Annotated in this window: 15 protein-coding genes; 10 read left to right on the top strand and 5 right to left on the bottom strand. The window is 64.3% G+C overall.

Going from position 1 to position 18,029, the window contains the following annotated elements; genetic code table 11:
- Nucleotides 1-12: 12 nt before the first annotated feature.
- Nucleotides 13-969 carry a zinc ABC transporter substrate-binding protein gene (locus ACVWZ5_RS05285; protein WP_280070877.1) on the top strand — a complete coding sequence of 319 codons (957 nt, stop codon included), beginning with the start codon at nucleotides 13-15 and terminating at the stop codon, nucleotides 967-969.
- A gap of 216 nt (nucleotides 970-1,185) precedes the next feature.
- Here the strand turns inward: ACVWZ5_RS05285 and ACVWZ5_RS05280 are convergent, their stop codons facing one another.
- Nucleotides 1,186-2,136, bottom strand: coding sequence for a homoserine kinase (locus ACVWZ5_RS05280; protein ID WP_062572374.1), 951 nt, complete (start codon nucleotides 2,134-2,136; stop codon nucleotides 1,186-1,188).
- Nucleotides 2,137-2,207: 71 nt separating this feature from the next.
- Complete coding sequence (locus ACVWZ5_RS05275; RefSeq protein ID WP_062572375.1) at nucleotides 2,208-2,495, bottom strand: DUF2782 domain-containing protein; 288 nt, start codon at nucleotides 2,493-2,495, stop codon at nucleotides 2,208-2,210.
- A 74-nt stretch (nucleotides 2,496-2,569) separates the two neighbouring features.
- On the opposite strand from ACVWZ5_RS05275, the gene polA reads away from it, so the two are divergent.
- Nucleotides 2,570-5,320 (top strand): DNA polymerase I, encoded by a 2,751-nt coding sequence (gene polA / locus ACVWZ5_RS05270; protein ID WP_186600057.1) that lies wholly within the window; start codon nucleotides 2,570-2,572, stop codon nucleotides 5,318-5,320.
- Between the two features lie 535 nt (nucleotides 5,321-5,855).
- On the opposite strand, the gene yihA is transcribed toward polA, so the two are convergent.
- Nucleotides 5,856-6,488, bottom strand: a complete 633-nt coding sequence (gene yihA / locus ACVWZ5_RS05265) for a ribosome biogenesis GTP-binding protein YihA/YsxC (RefSeq protein WP_028688674.1) — start codon at nucleotides 6,486-6,488, stop codon at nucleotides 5,856-5,858.
- Between the two features lie 208 nt (nucleotides 6,489-6,696).
- Here yihA and ACVWZ5_RS05260 point away from each other — a divergent pair, with 208 nt between their 5' ends.
- The 8 genes from ACVWZ5_RS05260 to ACVWZ5_RS05225 all read left to right on the top strand — a co-directional run bounded on the left by ACVWZ5_RS05260 (nucleotide 6,697) and on the right by ACVWZ5_RS05225 (nucleotide 14,586).
- Nucleotides 6,697-6,999, top strand: a complete 303-nt coding sequence (locus ACVWZ5_RS05260) for a c-type cytochrome (RefSeq protein ID WP_096049012.1) — start codon at nucleotides 6,697-6,699, stop codon at nucleotides 6,997-6,999.
- A gap of 31 nt (nucleotides 7,000-7,030) precedes the next feature.
- Complete coding sequence (locus ACVWZ5_RS05255) at nucleotides 7,031-7,648, top strand: c-type cytochrome (RefSeq protein WP_186600055.1); 618 nt, start codon at nucleotides 7,031-7,033, stop codon at nucleotides 7,646-7,648.
- A 165-nt stretch (nucleotides 7,649-7,813) separates the two neighbouring features.
- Nucleotides 7,814-8,449, top strand: a complete 636-nt coding sequence (dsbA, locus tag ACVWZ5_RS05250; protein WP_062572378.1) for a thiol:disulfide interchange protein DsbA — start codon at nucleotides 7,814-7,816, stop codon at nucleotides 8,447-8,449.
- 12 nt (nucleotides 8,450-8,461) lie between these two features.
- A complete protein-coding gene (locus ACVWZ5_RS05245; protein ID WP_028688670.1) occupies nucleotides 8,462-9,313 on the top strand; it encodes an endonuclease/exonuclease/phosphatase family protein in 852 nt (283 codons plus the stop codon).
- A gap of 96 nt (nucleotides 9,314-9,409) precedes the next feature.
- On the top strand, nucleotides 9,410-11,368 hold the full coding sequence (locus tag ACVWZ5_RS05240) for a GGDEF domain-containing protein (protein ID WP_186600054.1): 1,959 nt from the start codon (nucleotides 9,410-9,412) through the stop codon (nucleotides 11,366-11,368).
- Nucleotides 11,369-11,486: 118 nt separating this feature from the next.
- Nucleotides 11,487-11,861 (top strand): hypothetical protein, encoded by a 375-nt coding sequence (locus ACVWZ5_RS05235; RefSeq protein ID WP_143514872.1) that lies wholly within the window; start codon nucleotides 11,487-11,489, stop codon nucleotides 11,859-11,861.
- Nucleotides 11,862-11,945: 84 nt separating this feature from the next.
- The gene (locus tag ACVWZ5_RS05230) at nucleotides 11,946-12,722 is read left to right on the top strand and encodes an N-acetylmuramoyl-L-alanine amidase (protein ID WP_062572381.1); all 777 of its coding nucleotides are present in this window, start codon (nucleotides 11,946-11,948) and stop codon (nucleotides 12,720-12,722) included.
- Between the two features lie 244 nt (nucleotides 12,723-12,966).
- Complete coding sequence (locus ACVWZ5_RS05225) at nucleotides 12,967-14,586, top strand: EAL domain-containing protein (RefSeq protein WP_028688667.1); 1,620 nt, start codon at nucleotides 12,967-12,969, stop codon at nucleotides 14,584-14,586.
- 26 nt (nucleotides 14,587-14,612) lie between these two features.
- Here the strand turns inward: ACVWZ5_RS05225 and ACVWZ5_RS05220 are convergent, their stop codons facing one another.
- Complete coding sequence (locus tag ACVWZ5_RS05220; protein WP_457340452.1) at nucleotides 14,613-16,391, bottom strand: KinB sensor domain-containing domain; 1,779 nt, start codon at nucleotides 16,389-16,391, stop codon at nucleotides 14,613-14,615.
- Nucleotides 16,388-17,734, bottom strand: a complete 1,347-nt coding sequence (algB, locus tag ACVWZ5_RS05215) for a sigma-54-dependent response regulator transcription factor AlgB (protein WP_062359975.1) — start codon at nucleotides 17,732-17,734, stop codon at nucleotides 16,388-16,390. The genes ACVWZ5_RS05220 and algB overlap by 4 nt, the downstream gene beginning before the upstream one ends.
- Nucleotides 17,735-18,029: the final 295 nt, after the last annotated feature.

Genomic DNA, 18,029 nt, shown 5'->3' with positions numbered 1-18,029 from the left:
CGACGGTTCAGGATGGAGACGTTATTATGTTACCTGTTTCTGACGACCCGAGTATCCACCGTGTCCCGATTCCTTGCCCTCTTTGTCGCTTTCATCGCTTTTTCGGCCCACGCCGACGTGCGCGTGCTGACCAGCATCAAGCCCCTTCAGCAGATCGCAGCCGCCGTCCAGGACGGTGTCGGCAGCCCCGACGTGCTGCTGCCGCCGGGGGCGTCTCCGCACAACTACGCGCTACGCCCCTCCGATGTACGCAAGGTCGCCGATGCCGACCTGCTGTACTGGATCGGCCCGGACATGGAAGGCTTCCTGCCCCGTGTGCTGAAGAGCCGCGCCAAGCCGACCGTGGCCGTGCAGTCGCTGTCGGGTATGCAGTTGCGTCACTTCGGCGAGGACAGCCACTCCCACGACGAGGAGGACCACGACGATCACGACCATGACCACCGTCCGGGCAGCCTTGACGCGCACCTGTGGTTGTCGTCAGTGAATGCCCGGGTGATCGCGACGAAGATGGCCGGCGACCTGGCGGCAGCGGATCCGGCCAATGCGCCGCGCTACCAGGCCAACCTCAAGCTGTTCGTCGAGCGCATGGACGCCCTGGATGGGCGAATCAAGCAGCGGGTGGCGGGGATCGCCGGCAAGCCGTACTTCGTGTTCCACGAAGCCTTCGATTACTTCGAGGCCGCTTATGGCCTGAAGCACACCGGTGTGTTCAGCGTCGCCTCGGAAGTGCAGCCGGGCGCGCAGCACGTCGCCGCCATGCGCAAACGCCTGCAGGCGGTGGGCAAGACCTGTGTGTTCAGCGAGCCGCCGCTGCGCCCGCGCCTGGCCGAGACGCTGACCGCTGGTTTGCCGGTGCGCCTGGCGGAGCTGGATGCGCTGGGGGGCAGCGATGCGGTGGATGCCAGGGGCTATGAGCGCTTGCTGGAGAAGCTGGGCAACGACCTGACCGGCTGCCTGGAACAGCTGTAGGAGCAGCTGTCTTGCTCAATTGCTAAAGCTAGCGCGCCCCCTGTGGGAGCGGCCTTGTGTCGCGAAAGGGCCGCATAGCGGCCCCGGCAATATCAGCTTGATGCGCAGATCTGGGGGCGCTTCGCACCCCTTTCGCGACGCAAGGCCGCTCCCACAGGGGACGGTTCCCTGCTCGACAGTGCAGAGCGGATCCCCTGCAGGTTGCGTTATCGCCCTTTAGAGCGCGAACGGCAGCTTCAGTGCCACCTGCTGGCGCTGCGCCAGGCGCACTTCGAACTCGCTCGGATCATGGATCATCACGTCCATCCCGGCGAAGGCCTGCGCCGCGATCAGGCGCGACAGCCAGAAGCGCACGCAGGCCACCCGCAGCATCACCGGCCACAGTTCGGCCTCGGCGGCGGTGAACGGCCGCAGCGCCGCATAGGCGCCCAGCAGGGCCTGGGCGCGCGGCAGGTCGATGCCGCCCTGCTCGTCCAGGCACCAGTCGTTCACGGTGATGGCAATGTCATACAGCATCGGCCCGGAGCAGGCGTTGTAGAAGTCGATCAGCCCGGTCAGGTGGGTGCCTTCGAACATCACGTTGTCGCGGAACAGGTCGGCGTGCAGGTTGGCCTTGGGCAGGGCGAGGATCTGCGCCTTGTGCGCGGTGATTTCCGCCAGTGCCGGCTGCAATAGCCCGGCCTGTTCCCGGTTCAGGCCCGGCAGCAGCTCGGCGCCCGAATCCAGCATCCAGTCCAGGCCGCGGTCGGTGCGGCGCTCGATGATGCGCTCGCGGGTGGCCAGGTGGATGTGCGCCAACAGCTCGCCGACCTGGGCGCAGTGCTGGTTGTTAGGGGCCTTGATGTGCTTGCCCGACAGCCGTGGCTGCAACAGCGCCGGCTTGCCGCACAGCTCGCGCAGGCCGTTGCCGTCGCGGTCGCGCAGGGCGTAGGGCACTGGCATGTCGGCCGCGTGCAGCACGTCGAGCAGCTCGATGAAGAACGGCATGTCTTCAGCCGGCCCGCGCTCGATCAGTGTGAGGACGAACTCCCCCTTTTCCAGGCTGACGAAGAAATTGCTGTTCTCGGTACCGGCGGCGATGCCCTGGAAATCGAGCAGGCGACCCAGCTCGTATGGCGCCAGAAAGGTTTCCAGCTCAGGCCGGGACACAGGGGTGAAGACTGACATGTTGAAGAATTGCCCATGCGGGCACTTCCGCCGGAAGTGCCTGGTTGATAAGAACGATACGCGTTACTAGCTTACCACTCGAAGATCTTCCAGGACGGAATCAGCATGTCCGGCTGGTCGGAACGAATGAAATTGGCTTCGGAGCCATCGGCGCGTACCAGGAAATAAGGCGTGCCGTTCTTCGGCGTGACCTTGATCGCATACAGGAAGCCGTTTTGACGGTACTCCTGGATGGTCTTGTCGCCTTCCGTGCGAATGGTTACATCGGGATCGGCCGATGGGGCTTCGTCTGCCGCCTGGGTGACGACCGGCATGGTGGCCAGCAGACCGAGCAGTAACAGGCGAATGGGTGTGCGCATGATAACCTAGTCCTTTTGTCGTCATTGATCCGGCTATTCTAGCGCCGGACCCGTCGAAAAGGTTGATTCTCCTCATGAGCCAAGCGCCCCTCGTCCTGGTGGACGGTTCGTCCTACCTCTACCGCGCCTTTCACGCACTGCCGCCGCTGACCACCTCCAAGGGCATGCCCACCGGCGCGGTCAAGGGCGTGCTGAACATGCTCAAGAGCCTGCGCAAGCAGTACCCGGACAGCCTGTTCGCGGTGGTTTTCGACGCCAAGGGCGGGACCTTCCGCGACGCCATGTTCGCCGAGTACAAGGCCAACCGCCCAAGCATGCCCGACGACCTGCGGGTGCAGGTCGAGCCGCTGCACGCCAGCGTCCGCGCCCTCGGCTACCCGCTGTTGTGCGTCGAAGGCGTGGAGGCCGACGACGTCATCGGCACCCTGGCGCGCAGCAGCGCCGCCGCCGGCCGTCCGGTGATCATCTCGACCGGCGACAAGGACATGGCCCAGCTGGTGGACGGCCATGTCACCCTGGTCAACACCATGACCGGCAGCGTGCTGGACATCGCCGGTGTGCACGAAAAGTTCGGCGTAGGTCCCGAGCACATCATCGATTTTCTCGCCCTGATGGGCGACAAGGTCGACAACATCCCCGGCGTGCCGGGCGTTGGCGAGAAGACCGCGGTCGGCCTGCTGACCGGTATCGGCGGTGGCCTTCGCGACCTGTACGACAACCTCGACAAGGTGCCGGCCCTGGCCATCCGTGGCGCCAAGACCCTGCCGGCCAAGCTCGAGGAGCACCGCGACGCGGCCTTCCTGTCCTACGAGCTGGCGACCATCAAGTGCGATGTCGAGCTGGATGTCGAAGTGGACGCCCTGGTCTGCGGCGAACCGGACCGCGAGGTGCTGCTGGCGCTGTACACCGAGATGGAATTCAAGAGCTGGGTGGCCGAGGTCCAGCGCAGTGCGCCCCGGGCCGGTGGCAGCGTTGCTGCCGACGTTGAACCTGTGGCCGAGAAGGTCGAGCCGAAGTACGAGACCATCCTCGACCAGGCGCGTTTCGACGCCTGGCTGGAGAAGCTGCGCCAGGCGCCGCTGTTCGCCTTCGACACCGAGACCACCGGCCTCGACGCGCAGCAGGCGCAACTCGTTGGCCTGTCGTTCGCCGTCGAGCCCCACGAGGCCGCCTATGTACCGCTGGCCCACGATTACGAAGGCGCCCCCGCCCAGCTCGACCGTGACGCCGTGCTGCTGGCCCTGAAGCCCCTTCTGGAAGACCCGGCCAAGGGCAAGATCGGCCAGAACGCCAAGTACGACATCAACATCCTGGCCAACGGCAGCCCGGCCATCCTGATGCGCGGCGTGGCCTACGACACCATGCTCGAGTCCTATGTGCTCGACTCCACCGCCACTCGTCACGACATGGACAGCCTGGCGCAGAAGTACCTGGACCACACCACCATCGGTTTCGAGGACATCGCCGGCAAGGGCGCCAAGCAACTGACCTTCAACCAGATCCCCCTGGAAAAGGCCGGCCCCTACGCGGCCGAGGACGCCGACATCACCCTGCGCCTGCACCACGCGTTGCAGGCGCGCTTGGCCAAGACGCCGAGCGTGCTGCCGGTGCTGATGGACATCGAGATGCCGCTGGTGCCGGTGCTGGCGAAGATCGAGCGCCAGGGCGCGCTGGTCGACGCCGCGCTGCTCGGCGTGCAGAGCGGCGAGCTGGGGGCGAAGCTGGTGGAGCTTGAGCGAGAGGCATACGCCCTGGCCGGCGAGGAGTTCAACCTGGGCTCGCCCAAGCAGTTGGGCGCGATCCTCTACGACAAGCTGGGCATGCCGGTGCTGAGCAAGACCGCCAAGGGCCAGCCGTCCACCGCCGAGGCGGTCCTGGATGACCTGGCCGAGCAGGGCTACCCGCTGCCCAAGGTGCTCATGCAGTACCGCAGCCTGAGCAAGCTCAAGAGCACCTACACCGACAAGCTGCCGGGGCAGATCAACCCGCGCACCGGGCGGATCCACACCTCCTACCAGCAGGCCGTGGCCGCCACCGGCCGGCTGTCGTCCAGCGACCCGAACCTGCAGAACATCCCGGTGCGCACCGCCGAAGGCCGGCGCATTCGCCAGGCCTTCGTCGCCAGCCCCGGCTACAAACTGCTGGCGGCGGACTATTCGCAGATCGAGCTGCGCATCATGGCTCATCTGGCCAAGGACGAAGGCCTGCTGCATGCCTTCCGCAACGACCTGGACGTCCACCGTGCCACCGCCGCCGAAGTGTTCGGCGTGGCCCTGGCGGACGTCACCAGCGACCAGCGTCGCAGCGCCAAGGCGATCAACTTCGGCCTGATCTATGGCATGAGCGCGTTCGGCCTGGCCAAGCAGATCGGCGTCGACCGCAAGCAGTCCCAGGACTACATCGACCGCTATTTCGCCCGTTACCCCGGCGTGTTGGCCTACATGGAGCGCACCCGCGCCCAGGCCGCCGAGCAAGGTTTCGTCGAGACCCTGTTCGGCCGTCGCCTGTACCTGCCGGACATCAACGCCAAGAACCCGGCCCTGCGCAAAGGCGCCGAGCGCACCGCGATCAACGCCCCGATGCAGGGCACCGCGGCGGACATCATCAAGCGCGCGATGGTAGCGGTGGACAACTGGCTGACCGACAGCAAGCTGGATGCGCGAGTGATCCTGCAGGTGCACGACGAACTGGTGCTCGAAGTGCGCGAGGACTTGGTCGAGCAGGTGAAAGATGAAATTCGTGGCTATATGAGCGGTGCCGCGGAACTCGACGTGCCGCTGCTGGTGGAAGTGGGCGTTGGCTCGAATTGGGACGAAGCTCACTAAACGCCGCGTGAAAGCTGTGTAGGATCTGCGGCGTAGTGTCGCGGATCCGGTACTGGCCTCGGGCCTTAGATCAGGAGTTTCATGAAACTATCGCAAATAGTTTCGAGGGGCTCGGAACTAAACCGGTGAACCGCCACTCAGAGGTACTGAATGGCTGGTGAAGCCTTTCGATGCTCCTATGTTGTGTTAAGTGTTGGCAGATATCTGGACCCCGCCCTAGCGGTCCGGACTTGGACCCCGAACTTCCCCCTCCCCATACGAAGTCCGGGGTTTTTTTTTGCCCGCAATTCGGCCTGAAGCCTGGGAAATCCGTGGGAGCGGGGGGGGGGCCCCCCCCCCCCCGCCGCGGGGGCCCCCCCCCCCCCCCCCCCCCGGCCCGGGGGGGGGCACGCGCCGGGGGGGGGGGGCGGGGGGGGGGGGCCGGCCCCCCCCCCGGGCGGCCCCCCCCCCCGGGGCGGGGGGGGGGGGGGGGGGGGCCCCCGCGGCGGGGGGGGGGGGGCCCCCCCCCCGCTCCCACGTAAGTATCCCTTGGCCTTCAGACAGCAGGCTTGTCTTCCAGCTCCATCCAGTCCGCCAGCACCCGGTAGGCCTCCTCCAGCCCCTGGCGCTTGGGCGCCGAGAACAGCTGGATGGTCGCCGCATCGCCCCAGCCCTTGCGGATTTCCGCCTGCACCTTGAGCAGGGTGTTCTTGCCGGCGCCATGGGTCAGCTTGTCGGCCTTGGTCAGCAGGATGTGCATGGGCATGCCGCTGGCCTTGGCCCAGTCGAGCATCATCTTGTCGAAGTCGGTCATCGGGTGGCGGGTGTCCATCATCAGGATCACCCCGCGCAGGCACTCGCGGCTGCCCAGGTAGGCTTCCAGGTGTTTCTGCCAGTGCTGCTTGAGCGGAATCGGCACTTTTGCATAACCGTAGCCCGGCAGGTCGACCAAACGCCGTTCATCGTCCAGACTGAAGAAATTCAGCAGCTGGGTGCGCCCGGGGGTCTTCGAGGTGCGCGCCAGGCTGGCGTGGGTCAGGGTGTTGAGGGCGCTGGACTTACCGGCGTTGGAACGGCCGGCGAAAGCCACCTCGTAACCCTGGTCTTCGGGGCATTGTTCGACCTTGGCGGCGCTGAGGGCGAATTTGGCTTTCTGGCAGAGGCCGAGGATGGGGTTCTTGACTTGCATGGGATTTCCGATGTGGGTGTTGCCCAGCGCTGGAGGCGTAGGACCAGGCCTGGCAAGCGGTGTCGTTTCCGTTTGGCTGGCGGAAGTATATAATGCCCCAGTTTTTGTGTGCTCATTCGCCCAGCGAAGGCAATTGAGCATGGGGTGTCGAACAATAGCTCGCGCAACAGAACGCAGCGCGGCCCCCAACCCTGTCAGGTCGTTTCGCATGGCGAAATGGCTGCTTGCTGTCGGTATGTTCCTGCCGTTTTTCAGCGCACAGGCTACACAGGATCCCGAGGCGTTGTACAACCGCACGTGCGCGGCCTGTCACGCCGGACAACTGCCCCAGGCACCCCAAAGCGGTGACCGGGCGGCCTGGGAGCCAAGGCTGGCGCGAGGCATGGAGCAACTGGTGGTGCATGTTACACAGGGTTTCAAGGCTATGCCGCCGCGTGGATTGTGCATGGACTGCAGTGCCGAGGACTACCGTTTGGTCATCCTTTGGATGAGCGGCAGTCCCGATACATAACATTTCACCCTTAGCCGTGTTGGATTAGCTGATGAACAAACTATTCGTGAGTCTGCTGTTGACCATGGGGGTCGCAGGTGCGGCAACTGCTGCGGGACCCATCAAAGGCGATGCTGCTGCCGGTCAGGCCAAAACAGCTGTCTGTGGGGCCTGCCACAACCCTGACGGCAACAGCCTGGCACCGAACTTCCCGAAACTCGCCGGCCAAGGCGAGCCCTACCTGAACAAGCAGCTGCATGACATCAAGGACGGCAAGCGTACCGTGCCGGAGATGACCGGCTTGCTGGCCAACTTCAACGACCAGGACCTGGCCGATATCGCCGCCTATTTCGCCAGCCAGAAAGGCAGCGTGGGCGCCGCCGACCCGAAACTGGTCGAGCGTGGCAGTGCCCTGTTCAATGGCGGCAACCTCGAGAATGGCCTGCCCGCCTGCACCGGCTGCCACTCGCCCAACGGCGCGGGCCTTGCCCTGGCGAAATTCCCGCACCTGAGCGGCCAGCACGCGCAGTACGTCAGCAAGCAACTGACCGACTTCCGCGAAGGCAACCGCACCAACGACGGCGACGCCATGATCATGCGCAACATCGCCGTCAAGCTGAGCAACAAGGACATCGAAGCGCTGTCCAGCTACATCCAGGGCCTGCACTGACTTACGCGTTAACACTCGGTTAATGCACCAGCGCTAAAGATGAAAAGGGCAGCCCAGGCTGCCCTTTTTTCTGTCCATAGCCGTTACACTACAGAACTCGAGCCCTATCCGGCCTGTCCTACACGGGTCGCGTCGAGGCGACCAAAGACTGCCCAGGAGTAAAGCATGCGTAAACTGATTCTCAGCGCCGCGCTGGTCGCCGCCAGCGTATTCGGTATGGCCGCCGTGCAGGCCGCGGAGCCTGCAACCGCCGGCAAGGAATATATCGAGCTGAGCAACCCCGTTCAGGTGTCCGTGCCTGGCAAGATCGAAGTCGTCGAGCTGTTCTGGTACGGCTGCCCGCACTGCTACCACTTCGAACCGGTCATCAATCCCTGGATCGACAAGCTGCCCAAGGATGTCAATTTCAAGCGCGTACCGGCCATGTTCGGTGGCCCATGGGATGCCCACGGCCAGATGTTCCTGACCCTGGAAGCCATGGGGGTGGAGCACAACGTCCACAACGCGGTATTCGATGCCATCCAGAACAAGCGCATGCGTCTGACCAAGCCTGAAGAAATGGCCGACTTCCTGGCCACCCAGGGCGTGGACAAGGACAAGTTCCTCGCCACCTTCAATTCCTTCGCCATCAAGGGCCAGGTCAACCAGGCCAAGGAGCTGGCCAAGAAGTACGAGATCACTGGCGTACCGAGCATGGTCGTCAACGGCAAATACCGCTTCGACCTGGGCACCGCCCAAGGTCCGGAAGGCGTGCTGAACGTCGCCGACCAACTGATCGCCAAGGAGCGCGCCGCTAAGTAAGCGGCGATTGCCATGCGCTTGCGTGCCACGCGAGGCATCGGCCTGCCCCAGCCGCAGGTCAACGAGCATCACCTGCGGGCCACCGGCCTGCCGGAAGATGGTCGCCTGCGGCTGCTCAGCTTCAACATCCAGGTCGGCATCAGCACCGAGCGTTATCGGCACTATGTCACCCGCAGCTGGCAGCACCTGCTGCCGCACAACGGGCGCGCCGGCAACCTGCAGAAGATCGGCGACCTGCTCGGCGACTTCGACCTGGTGGCCCTGCAGGAGGCCGACGGCGGCAGCCTGCGCTCCGGCTTCGTCAACCAGGTCGAGCACCTTGCCCAGTTGGGCGCCTTCCCCTACTGGTACCAGCAGCTCAACCGCAACCTCGGGCGTTTCGCCCAGCACAGCAACGGCGTGCTCAGCCGTCTCAAGCCCCAGCACCTGGAAGACCACCCCCTGCCCGGCCCGTCCGGCCGCGGGGCGATCCTGGTGCGCTTCGGCGAGGGCGAGGATGCGCTGATCGTGGTGATGATGCACCTGGCCCTTGGCGCCAAGACCCGCGCTCGTCAGCTGGCCTACATCCGCGAGCTGATCGGCGGCTATCGCCACCAGATCCTCATGGGCGACATGAACACCCACGCCAACGACCTGATCGACCACTCGCCACTGCGGGATCTGGGCCTGATCGCGCCCCAGGTCGAGGCCACCTTCCCCAGTTGGCGCCCCCAGCGCTGCCTGGACCATATCCTGCTCAGCCCAAGCCTTACGCTCGAACGTGTCGAGGTGCTGGCGCAGCCTATTTCCGACCACCTTCCGGTTGCCGTCGAGATCCGATTGCCTGATGCCCTGACTGTGGATACGCTGCCGGTCCTGAGTTAGTCCTGCCTGGGCGAATCCGGCACTCAAGTGTTGGGCTTTTCCGCCGAAATCCAGTGATTGCAGGACTAGATGCCACTACCCGTTGCGGATCCAGGCATGACCGAAGAAGCCGAGCGCTGGAAAGAAAAATACCTCAAGAGCATCGAGCAGCAGGAAAAGCTCGAGCGGCGCTGGGAAGCCCGTCTCGACCTGCTGCGCCGTGGCCTGGTGCGCAGCACCCTGGCGGCTGAAGGTAGCGACAAGACCGTTGACCAGTGCATGAAGGAAATGCGCGAGGTCATCCGCAGCGACAACATGGACGCCGGCCTCGCCGGGTTGATTCCGCGCCTGGAAAAAGCCGTGCTCGACTCCGAGCAGCGCCGCGAAACCCGCATGAACCAGGTCACCGACGCGCTGACTGCGCTGGTTACCCAGTTGCAGACCCTGCCGCTGCCAGGCGAGGTGTCGCGACCGCTGAAAAAACTGGCGAAGAAGCTTGATGGCGGGGTCAGCCAGTCCCGTGAGCTGCCGCCCTTGCTGGGTGAGCTCAGTGGCTTGCAGGGACGCGCCCTGAGCGCGATGCAAAAGCCCGAGGACGAGACTCGCCCGGGCTTCCTGCAGCGTCTGTTCGGTGGCCGTGACGAGCCCCAGGCTGAGCTGGCGCCTGCGGCGGTCGACGCCCCCGTGCCTGCGTCGCTGGAGGCGCCCGTCATTGCGCCTGAGGTGCAGCCAAGGGACGCTGATGAGCTGCATGCCGTGGCACCCGCGCCGCATGTCACGCCTGAGCCTGCCGTATTGCCCGGGCCCGAGGTCGAGTTGCCTGGTCCCGCACTGGTTGAAACCACGTCGGTGCCCGTTGCCGAACCGCAACCTGAACCGCTAGCACTGGCGCAGCCGGTCGAACACATCGATCCTGAAGCCGAGGCCTCTGTCGAGAACGAAGGCGCCGCTGCGGGCGAACCTGAGGCCACGCTCGAGGAGGTCGTCGGCGAGGACGGTCCCTACGCCCTCCCTGACGCGGTCGAGCCGCCGTACAGTCAGGTCGCCGCTCATATCGAGCAGACCCTGATCGGTCTGCTCGACGACCTCAGCCTGCCGGAGCGTCACAAGGCCCAGGCCCTGGAGATGCGCGAGCGGGTTTCACGGGGGCTGAACTGGTACGAACTGATCCCGGTCCTGGATGACCTGGCTGTGCTCATGCTGGCGATCACCGACAGTGGCCAGCATGAATTCGAAGCCTACCTGCAACAGCTCAACGAGCGCCTGGAGTCCTTCCAGAGCCACCTGCACGAAGCCAGCGCCGGCCATGCCGACAACAGCTCCGCCGCCCGCGCGCTGGACAGCCAGCTGCGCGAGCAAGTCGACGGCCTGCAAAGCAGCGTGCAGGGCGCCGTCGATGTCGACAGCCTCAAGCACATCCTGGAGAACCGCCTCGAAGGCCTGCTGGTGACCATGGACGATCACCAGCACGAGCGCGATCGTCGCGAGCACGAGCTGGCCAGCCGTCTGCAAGGCCTGGCCGAGCGCGTGGCGAGCATGGAGCAGGAGGCCCTCGGTTACCGCGAGCACCTCGAGGAGCAGCGCCAGAAAGCCATGATCGATCCGCTGACCGGTTTGCCCAACCGTGCGGCCTGGAGTGAGCAGGTCGAGCGCGAGGTACTCGACTGGCAGGAAAATGGTGGCCACCTGGCCATGGCGATCCTCGACCTTGATCATTTCAAGCGCATCAACGACGGCTATGGCCATCTGGCGGGCGACAAAGTGCTGAAGATCGTTGCCGATCAGTTGCGCAAGCGCCTGCGCGGCCGCGACTTCATCGCCCGTTTCGGCGGCGAGGAATTTGTCCTGCTGTTGCCGCAGACTGCGCCGTCGACAGCGTTGCAGGTGGCCGAGGCAATGCGTGCGGCCATCGAGGCCTGCCCGTTCCACTTCAAGGGCGAGCGGGTAGTCATCACCACTTCCATCGGCATCAGCGCCTTCCGTTCCGGCGAGCGCGGCGACCAGGTGCTCAAGCGCGCCGACGAGGCGTTGTACCGGGCCAAGGACAATGGCCGCAACCGCGTCGAGCAGGCATAAACAAGTACCGCTTCTCTGACTCCCGGACCGTTGAGACTACAGATGAGCGCTGGCTATCCAGCGCCTCGCCTACAGACCGACGACAGGAGTTTGAAGAATGAAAACGACCCGATTGATCATGCCACTGCTGCTGGGCCTGGTTTTCCAGGCAAGTGCAATGGCCAAGGATCAGTTCTTTACCGCACGTGTGGGGGCCGACGGCACGGTCCTGCGCCAATGGCCCCAGTGGATCAGTGAGGTGGAGCGCCAGGCGCAGGCCAATTACTTCACTCAATACAAGCTCAAGTTCAATCCACGCATCGTGCAGCAAGAACCGGGGTTCTGTTCGGTGTCGCCAATCGATGCCAGCAGCTATGACCGACAACTGCATGGCCAAGCCAAGGTAATTGGCAGCCCGCAGGTCACGCATGCCACGGTCATGACGCAGCTGGTGGACATGAAAGGCGCCAGCGGCGACAACTCACTGGAGTTTCTGGTCATGTGTATGCGCTGAGCGGATGTAACGCGCTCTGACGCCAAGCGGTCAGCACGTTATACTATAGCGCTGTTGCCGCTTACCTAATGACGTATTCCCGCAATGAAAAGACTCTTCACCGCCCTGCTCCTGCTGGCCCTGGCAGGTTGTTCCGGTGGCCTGCGCATCGACCGCAGCCATCCTTCGGCCAACCAGGACAGCCGCATCCAGTTTGTCGTGCTGCATTACACCAATGCCTCGCTGGAGCGTTCCCTTGCCCTGCTGACCCGTGGCGAAGTCAGCAGCCACTACCTGATCGGTGACGGCCCGGCCACGGTCTATCAACTGGTGGACGAGAATCGCCGGGCCTGGCACGCCGGGGACAGTCAGTGGCAGGGACGCACCTGGCTCAATTCAAGCTCCATTGGCATCGAGATCGTCAACGCGGGTTATACCGACACCCCGACCGGGCGGGTCTGGCACCCGTACAGCGAAGCGCAGGTGCAGGCGCTGATCGCGTTGCTCAAGGATATCGTCAAGCGCAACAACATCGACCCGCGTCATATCATTGGCCACAGTGATATCGCGCCGTTGCGCAAGCTCGACCCGGGCCCGTTGTTCCCTTGGAAGCGCCTGGCCGACGCCGGTCTGGGCATCTGGCCGGACGCCGCGTCGGTGGCACGCCAGCAGGCCTATTTCGAGGTCAATCCGCCGAGCGTCACCTGGTACCAGCAGCAGCTGGCGCGCTTTGGCTACGCCATCGACCAGACCGGCGAATGGGATGTGGCCACTCGCCATGTTATCGCCGCGTTCCAGATGCGCTTCCGTGCGCAGCGCTTCGACGGTGTGCCGGATGCGCAGACCGCCGCGATTTTGCAGGTGCTCAACCGCAAGCGGTGAGGCAGCTTTCATAGCATAGAAACTGGTCTTGCCCTGTGGGAGCGGCCTTGTGTCGCGAAAGGGCCGCAGCGCGGCCCCAGGATCTCGAGTCTGACTAAAGATTGCCGGGGCTGCTGCGCAGCCCTTTCGCGACACAAGGCCGCTCCTACAGGGGAGCGAGCAAATCCTGACAATCACACGCCCAGCGGCCACGCCAATCATCGATTCAGTTGCTATACCTTTGGTATTCAACTGGATGCCACGCATGTTTGACCTCCTCGCTTCGGTGCGTCAATTTTTCCACCGACCCTGGCTGTTGGCCGCGCTCGCGGCGTTGGCCAGTGCCGCACTGTTGCTGGCGATCAGCGTCAATGTGGCCTTGCAGCAGATGAAGCAGAGCGAAAGCGCACAGATGAACGCCCAGGGCGAGCGTTTTCTGGAGCGCCTGGAGCAGGTCTTCGGCCAGTTGCGCGAGGGTGTGGACCAGCTCCAGGCGCAACCCCTGCGCGGCTGCGATCCGCAGATGCTGGCGCAGTTGCAGCAGGTGGCGTTGGAGTCGCGGTTCATTTACGAGGCGTCCTATGTGGAAGGCACGCTTGCCTGTTCGAACCGCGGCGGCGAGCGGATCATCGAACCCTTGCGCAGCCCGGACATCCAGGGGCCGACCTACAGCTACTGGCTGAACACCACCACCGAGCCCAACGAAAACCTCGCGGCGCTGATGCTGGGTCGGGGCCGCTTCGTGGTCTCCACCTCCCGTGGCCACCTCACGGATGTGGTCGATTTGCCCCCAGGCGGCAGCTTGCTGGTGGTGCTCGACCGGGGCACGCGGGCCATTCCGGTACTGGGGCCGGCGCAACCCTGGCCACCCATCGCCGATTGGCCGCCGCCCCAGGGCAAGTCGCTGATCGAGCTGCCCGATCGCCTGGTCTATCGCATGTCCACCAAATCGCCGGACTACCAACTGGTGCTGATCGCCCCGCGCGCCAGCCTGCCCCTGAAACTCAACGGCCTGCTCTGGTTGCTTTTTCCCGGCAGCCTGGTGCTGGCGGCGTGCATCGGCTGGCTGGTGCTGCAACTGATCCTGCAGCGCCGCTCGATGAGTTCTGAGCTGCAGCAGGCCTTGCGCCGGGGCGAGCTGCAGGTGCTGTACCAGCCGATCTTCGAGCTGGACAGCCGCCGCTGTGTCGGGGCCGAGGCCCTGGTGCGCTGGCGCCGTCCGGATGGCAGCCTGACCAGCCCGGACCTGTTCATTCCCCTGGCAGAGAACACCGGGCAGATTCGCCAGATCACCGACTTCGTCTTGCAGCGGGTGCTCGAGCAGCTCGGGCAGTTGCTGCGGGCCAACCGCCAGTTGTATATCTCGGTGAACCTGGCGGCCTGCGACGTCATGGCGCCGCGTATCGGTCGAGTGGCGGCGCGGCTGCTGGCCCATCATCGGGTGGCGCCCCGGCAGATCGCCTTCGAGGTGACCGAGCGCGGGCTGATCGACGTGGTGGTGGCGCGGGACAACCTGCAGGCCTTGCGCGCCGTGGGGCATCAGGTGTTGATCGATGACTTCGGCACCGGCTATTGCAGCCTGGCCTACCTGCAGACGTTGCCGGTGGACTGCCTGAAGATCGACAAGTCATTTATCGACGCCCTCGGCCATGACGCCGCCAGCAGCGGTGTGGCGCCGCACATCATCCGCATGGCCCATGACTTGCACCTGCGGGTCATCGCCGAAGGAATCGAGTCAGAGGACCAGGCGGTGCTACTTAACAGCGAGGGGGTCAACTATGGACAGGGCTGGTTGTTCGCCCATCCGTTGAACGCGCGTCAGTTTGCCGAGCTGATTACCCGGGGGCGGCGGGTGGCAGGGCGGCGGATCGATGATGAGCCTTGAGGCTGATTGCCTGAAAAAAAGCCGTGTCAGACCGGTAAGGCCATGTAGAACTGCGTACCCTGCCCAGGCCGCGAGAATACGCCCATCCGCCCGCCATGCAGCTGGACGATCTCCTTGCACAGCGCCAGGCCCAGGCCGGCCCCGCCCTTCTTGCGTCCGACCTGGACGAACGGCTCGAAGATCCGCCCTTGCTGGCCGTAGGCGATGCCTTCGCCGTTGTCTTCGACACTGATGATCACCCGTTCGGCATGGCGCCGTGCGTGCAGGCGGATACGCCCTCCACTGCCGGTGTGGCGGATGGCATTGTGCAGCAGGTTGTCGAGCACCCGGTCGAGCTGCGTGACGTCGGCCTGGATACGCGGCAGTGGTGACTCCAGCTCGAGTATCAGCTCGATCTGCTTGCTCGAAGCCTGCTCGGCAGAACGTGCCCGGGCGCGCTCGAACAGTTCGTCGAGGGCGCAGGGAGCCAGCTCCAGCTTCTGCAGGCCGCTTTGATAGCGGGAGAAATTGAGCAGGTCGTTGATCAGCTGGGTAAGGCGCTGCATTTCTTCGGCGATGGTTTCGAGCAGATCGTTCTCCCGCGCCTCAGGCGGGAAACTGACCCGCTCGCGCAGCAGGCCGAAGGCCATGTGCATGCCAGTGACCGGCGTGCGCAGTTCGTGGGAGGCGCGCAGCACGAATTCGCTGCGTACCCGCTCGAAAGCGCGCTGCTCGGTAACATCGTGCAGCACCATCACCGCGCCAAGGATCGGCCCCTCGGGGTGGCTGACCGGGGTCAGGCTGTAGGTCAGCAGGCGGGTTTCCTCATCCACCTCCAGACTCAGGTCGTCCGGTGGACGATCCAGGCTGCCGCCGCGCAGTACCTGGCGCAGTTGCAGGTCCAGCTCCGGGCGTTGCAACGCCTCGGCCAGGCCTGTGCCCCGGCGGCTCGGATCCCAGCCGAGTTGACGCTGGGCTACCGGATTGAGGTGTTCCAGGCGGCCCTGGCGATCGATGATCAGCAGACCGTCATCGATGCTGTCGAGTACCGCCTGCAGGCGTTGCTGGCCAGCCTGCAGTTCATCGATGTTGGTGGCCTGGTGTTTGCGCAGGGCATCGGCCATCAGGCCGAAGCGGCGGGTCAGCTGATTGAGCTCGGTGGCCTGGGTCACCGGCAGGGTGACGTCGAAATTGCCCTGGCCGATCTGGTCGGCGGCCTTGGCCAGTGCCTCGATCGGCTGGCCGAAGCGCCTGGCTATGTTGTGGACAGTGATGAAACCTAGTACCAGCACAGTGAGGCCAACCATGCCAAGCATGCCACTGATGAGCAGGGCTTGATTGCGCGACTGCTCCTCGCTGCGGGTGATTTTTTCCAAGGCCTGGCGGTGGGACTCCAGCAGGTCCATGCGTACCTGGTTGAAGGCCGCTCCGAGGGGCTGCTCGACACCCATGCTGCGTGCAGGCGAGGGGCTCTGTCGGTAGGCCTGGACAAATGCCTGGTAGTTGCTGGCGGCCTTGCTCAAGCCGGTGCGTTCTCCGCCTTGTTCCAGTCCCTGATCGAGGAGTGTCTGGAATTGGTCCTGCAGGGTGACGAGGGTATTCGGGGTGGTGTCCTCGTCGAGAATCAGATTCAGCTGTTCGCCCAGGTTCTGCCGCAACTTGAGGGCCAGCTCGAGCGTGTAGGTGGTGTCCTTGACGACGTGCTGCTGCAGGGCTGCCATCTGCAGCACGCTGAAAAGGCCCAGCAACAGGCCAAGCAAAGCCACGGTAACCAGTGCCGAGATGCTCAGGAACAGCCGTGTGCGTAGCTTCATCGGCCATTTCATAAGTTGTATTGCTTGCGCTTGCGATAAAGGGTGGAGGCATCGATGCCCAGGGTCTTGGCTGCCTGGTCGAGGGTGTCGCTGGCAGCGAGCACCGCCCCGATATGGGCACGCTCAAGCTCATCCAGGCTCAGCGCCGCACCGACCCTTGGCGCGTTGCTGGCGGGTTGTTCGGCCATGCCCAGGTGGATGATCTCCACCCGCTCCTGGGGACAGATGATGCTGGCGCGCTCGATCACGTTGCGCAGTTCGCGAATGTTGCCCGGCCAGCGGTAGTTGAGCAGCGCCGTGCGTGCTTCATCGCTGAAGCCGCGGGCCGGGCGCGAGTACTCCTTGACGAAGCGGGCGAGGAAGCGGTCGGCCAGGGTCAGTATGTCCTCGCAGCGCTCGCGCAGCGGCGGCAGGTGCAGGGTGATGACGTTCAGTCGGTACAGCAAGTCTTCACGGAAGCGGTTCTCGCGGACCATTTCGTCGAGGTTGAGATTGGTGGCCGCGAGGATCCGCACGTCCGCCCGGCGGGTGACCGGGTCGCCGACCCGCTCGTACTCCTTGTCCTGGATGAAACGCAGTAGTTTTGGCTGTAGCGTGAGGGGAAAATCGCCGATTTCATCAAGAAACAGCGTGCCGCCATCGGCCTGGCTGACTCGGCCCAGTGTGCTTTCACTGGCGCCGGTGAAGGCGCCGCGCGTGTGGCCGAACAGCTCGCTCTCCATCAGCTCGGCATTCAGCGAGGGGCAGTTGATGGTCACGCAGGCCTTGCGTGCCCGCTTGCTCCAGCCGTGGATGGCACGGGCCAGTTCGCCCTTGCCGGTGCCCGACTCACCCAGGATGAGAATGTTGGCATCGGTGGTCGCCACCTGGCGTGCGGTTTCCAGCACCGCCATCATCGCCGGGCTGTGGGAGTCCAGGCCGTCCTTGGGTTTGCGCACCTCGCCTTCGAGGGCCTCCAGGCGCGCCGACAGTTGCCGCACCTCCAGCTGCTTGGCGGTAGCCAGGCGCAGCTGGTCGGGGCTGCAGGGTTTGACCAGGTAGTCTGCGGCCCCGGCCTGGATGGCATCCACCGCAGTGTCGATAGCCGAGTGGGCGGTGACGATCACCACCCGCATCCACGGTGCCTGGATACGCATCTGCGCCAGTACGTCCAGGCCATTGTCCTCGCCCAGGCGCAGGTCGAGGAAACACAGGTCGAACACCTGGCGCTGCAACAGTGCCTCGGCTTGGGCAGCGCTGTTGGCCGTGGCCACGTTGTAGCCCTCATCCTCGAGGCAATAACGGAATGTGCGCAGGATGGCGGACTCGTCATCCACCAGCAGAATGCGGCCTTGGTTGTCCTGGGCTGATTCCATTTCCTGCGCTCCTTTGGGATTGATCTCAATTAGTGTCGGAAAAATCGGGCAAGTTGCATGGTCGATTCTGATTGATTCCGCTCCATGCATGCTAGCTGCACGCCTTAATGATGGCTAAGTCTCTGATAAATATGAAGTTGATCGCTGGCGATTGGCTGCTATTCGGATTCCACTGGCTGGAATCGAGGCATCGGCAGGGCTTGGCCGACGGCTGGGTCGTGCAAAACGCACGACCCGATTGTGGGTCATCGTGCAGGATACGTCCCTCAGCAAGTTGGGCGTATTTCGTAACTAT

This window comes from Pseudomonas sp. TE6283 (assembly GCF_054060555.1).
This window is presented reverse-complemented; position numbering and strand designations above follow the sequence as displayed.